Origin of the sequence: Streptomyces sp. NPDC090798, from assembly GCF_044768965.1 — a bacterium.
Classification (GTDB): domain Bacteria; phylum Actinomycetota; class Actinomycetes; order Streptomycetales; family Streptomycetaceae; genus Streptomyces.
The window spans coordinates 1-3395 of sequence record NZ_JBIVXA010000059.1 but is presented as its reverse complement, the minus strand read 5'-3'; the positions used below and the strand labels follow the sequence as shown (position 1 = coordinate 3395).

1 protein-coding gene is annotated in these 3395 nt (G+C 68.5%); it reads right to left on the bottom strand.

Annotation, left to right across the window (positions count from 1 at the left end; translation table 11 throughout):
• Positions 1-3395 (bottom strand): amino acid adenylation domain-containing protein (locus ACIQTP_RS46910; protein WP_403412367.1); only part of this gene is annotated, 3395 nt, incomplete at both ends.

Genomic DNA, 3395 nt, shown 5'->3' with positions numbered 1-3395 from the left:
CGCTCCCGCACCTGATGCATCACCGGCGTCAACGGCACCACACCCACACCAGCACCCTCAGCCTCAACCACCACCGAACCCGCCGAACCCGCCGACACACCCACCACCAACGCAAGACCCGCCACCGTCTTACGCTCAAACACATCACGCGGCGAAAACACCAACCCCACACCCCGCGCACGCGCCACCAACTGAATCGACAAAATACTGTCGCCACCCAGCTCAAAAAACCCGTCATCAACCGACACCGAATCCACACCCAAAACCCCGGCAAACAACCCGCACAACACCTCCTCACACGGAGTCCGCGGAGCCCGACCAGAAACACCCGATACATACTCCGGCACCGGCAAAACACGCCGGTCCAACTTCCCATTCGGCGTCAACGGCAGGACGTCGAGCGTGACGAAAGCCGACGGCACCATGTAATCCGGCAACCGCTCCGCCACAAACCCACGCAACACAGCCACATCCACCGCGGCCATGCCCGAACCCGAGCCCACGCCGGCCGCCGGCACGACATACGCCACCAACCGCTTGTCGCCCGGACGGTCCTCCCGTACGACGACGGCGACCTGGCTCACTTGTTCATGACCGGCCAGTACGGCCTGGATCTCACCCGGCTCGATACGGAAACCCCGAATCTTCACCTGCCCATCCGCACGCCCCACGAACTCCAGCACACCATCCGCAGACCACCGCACCACATCCCCAGTCCGATACATCCGCGAACCAGGAACCACCCCAAACGGATCCGCGACAAACCGCTCAGCCGTCAACCCCGCACGACCCACATAACCCCGAGCCAACTGCGCACCCGCGATATACAACTCACCCGCAACACCCACCGGAACCGGCGACAAACCCGAATCCAACACATACACCCGGGCGTTCCCGAGTGGCCGTCCGATCGGCGGCGGCTGGTCCTCGGGCCTGATGTCCCTCTCCAGCTCGACGGCCGTGGTGATGACCGTGGCCTCGGTCGGACCGTAGGTGTTCCACATCCGTGCGCCGGCCGTCCACCGGCTCGCCAGGTCCGCTGTCAGCAGTTCGGCGCCGAGGACCCAGTTCCCCACGCCGGAGACGGCCCCAGGGTCGAGCACACCGAGCAGCGAAGGAACGACGCTTGCCACGTTCACACCCGACTGCTTGATCATCGCTGCCAGTGCCTCAGGCTCCGACCGCTCGGAGGTCGACGCAATGGCGAGGGTCGCGCCGGCCGCGAGGGTGACGGCGACGTCCAGCACGGACGCGTCGAAGCTGAAGGAGGCGAACTGCAAGGCCACTGCGCCTTCGCGGACGCCGAGCACCGGGCGCATGACTTCTGCCAGGTTGGCCACGCCCCGGTGGGGAATGGCGACACCCTTCGGGCGCCCGGTCGAACCCGACGTGTAGATCACGTAGGCAAGCTGGTCCGGGTCGACTGCGACACGGGGCAGACCGGGTCCGGCTGCACCGCCGCCGTCGAATTCTTCGAGCAGCAGGACGTGCGCCGAGTCCAGCGGCACGCCCTTCACGGTGTCGGGGGTTCCCAGCACCACCACCGCGCCGCTGTCGGCCACCATGTAGCCGAGACGTTCGGCCGGGTACTCCGGGTCCAAGGGCACGTAGGCACCGCCCGCGCGCCACACTGCGAGGAGCGCCACAACCATGTCCACGCCACGAGGAAGACACAGGCCGACCAGGCGCTCCCGGTCCACCCCGAGCCCGATCAGCTTCTCCGCGAGCCGGCTCACTCGCGCGTCGAGCTGGGAGTAGGTGAGCTCGACGCCGCCACTGATCACGGCAACGGCGTCAGGGGTGCGTGACACCTGCGCCTGGAACAGCTCGGGCACCGTCGCGTTCGGAACCTCGTGGGCAGTGTCGTTCCACGCGGTCAGGATCCGCTCGCGCTCGTCCGCACCGAGCACGTCGATCTCGCGGATCGCGCGATCGGGCTCCGCGACGGCTGTCTCCAGGACGCGTACGAGGCGGTCCGCGAGGCTCCGGACGGTCTCCGCCGCGAACAGATCCGTGCGGTATTCCAGCTGTCCCAGCAGGCCGCCGGGGGTTCCGTCCGCGTCGTGGACTTCCCCCAGGCTGACGGACAGGTCGAACTTCGCGGCCGTACTGTGCAGGGGTTCCGGTGTGGCCTGGATGCCGGGGAGGTCGAGTTCGGGCTGCGCGTTGTTGTGGAAGGTGAGCATGACCTGGAAGAGGGGGTGCCGGGCCATGGAACGGGCCGGGTTGAGGACCTCCACCAGCCGCTCGAACGGCACGTCCTGGTGTGCGAAGGCTGCCAGGTCGGTCTCACGGGCCTGCTCGACGACCTGCCGGAAGGTCGGGTCGCCCGACAGATCGGTGCGCAGGACCAGGGTGTTCAGAAAACACCCGACGAGGTCGTCGAGGGCGTCGTCGGTGCGTCCCGCGATCGGGGTCCCGATCGGGATGTCCTCGCCGGCGCCCATCTTCGACAGCAGCACCGCCAGCGCCGCCTGTACGGTCATGAAGACGCTCGCCCCGCAGGAGCGGGACAGCTCCACCAGCCGGGTATGCACCTCCGCCGGCACACGGAGCCCGACCGAACCACCCTCATGCGAGGCAACCGCCGGACGCGGAAAGTCGACCGGCAGCTCCAACTGCTCGGGAATCCCGGACAGGGCATCCTGCCAGAAGGCGACCTGACCGGCGATCACACTCTCGGGGTCGTCCTCGTCGCCCAGGACGTCGCGCTGCCAGAGCGTGTAGTCCGCGTACTGCACCGGCAGCGCGTCCCACGCCGGTGCGGCGCCCCGGCACCGGGCCGCGTACGCCTCCGACAGGTCCCTGGCGAGCGGAGCCAGCGACCAGCCGTCAGCCGCGATGTGATGGACGACCACCACCAGAACCCACTCACCGACCGAGCCCACATCGGCCGAGTCCACATCGAGCAGCGTCACCCGCCACGGCAGATCCCGTTCCAGGTCGAACCCGGTACCCACAATGCGGGCCACGGCCGAAGCCACCTCATCCGAGGACACCGACTCGACACGGACCTCGGGAGCACCCACGCTCGGATCCAGGACGAGCTGACTCGGCCGGCCGTCCGCGCTCTGCCGGAACACCGTCCGCAGGCTCTCGTGCCGGTCCGCCACATCCGCGAGCGCCGCACGCAGGGCCTCCACGTCCAGCGCCCCGGTCAGCCGCAGAGCGAGGGGGATGTTGTAGGTGACCGATACGCCTTCCAGCTGGCCCAGGAACCACAACCGGCGCTGCGCGAACGACACCGGAAGCACCTCCGGCCGCGCCCGCACACCCAGCCGCTCCCGCACTCGACCACCCTCGTCGAGGCGGTCGGCGAGTCCGGCGACGGTCGGCGCCTCGAAGAGCGACCGGATGCTCACCTCCGCGCCGAGCACCGACCGGATGCGGCTGAC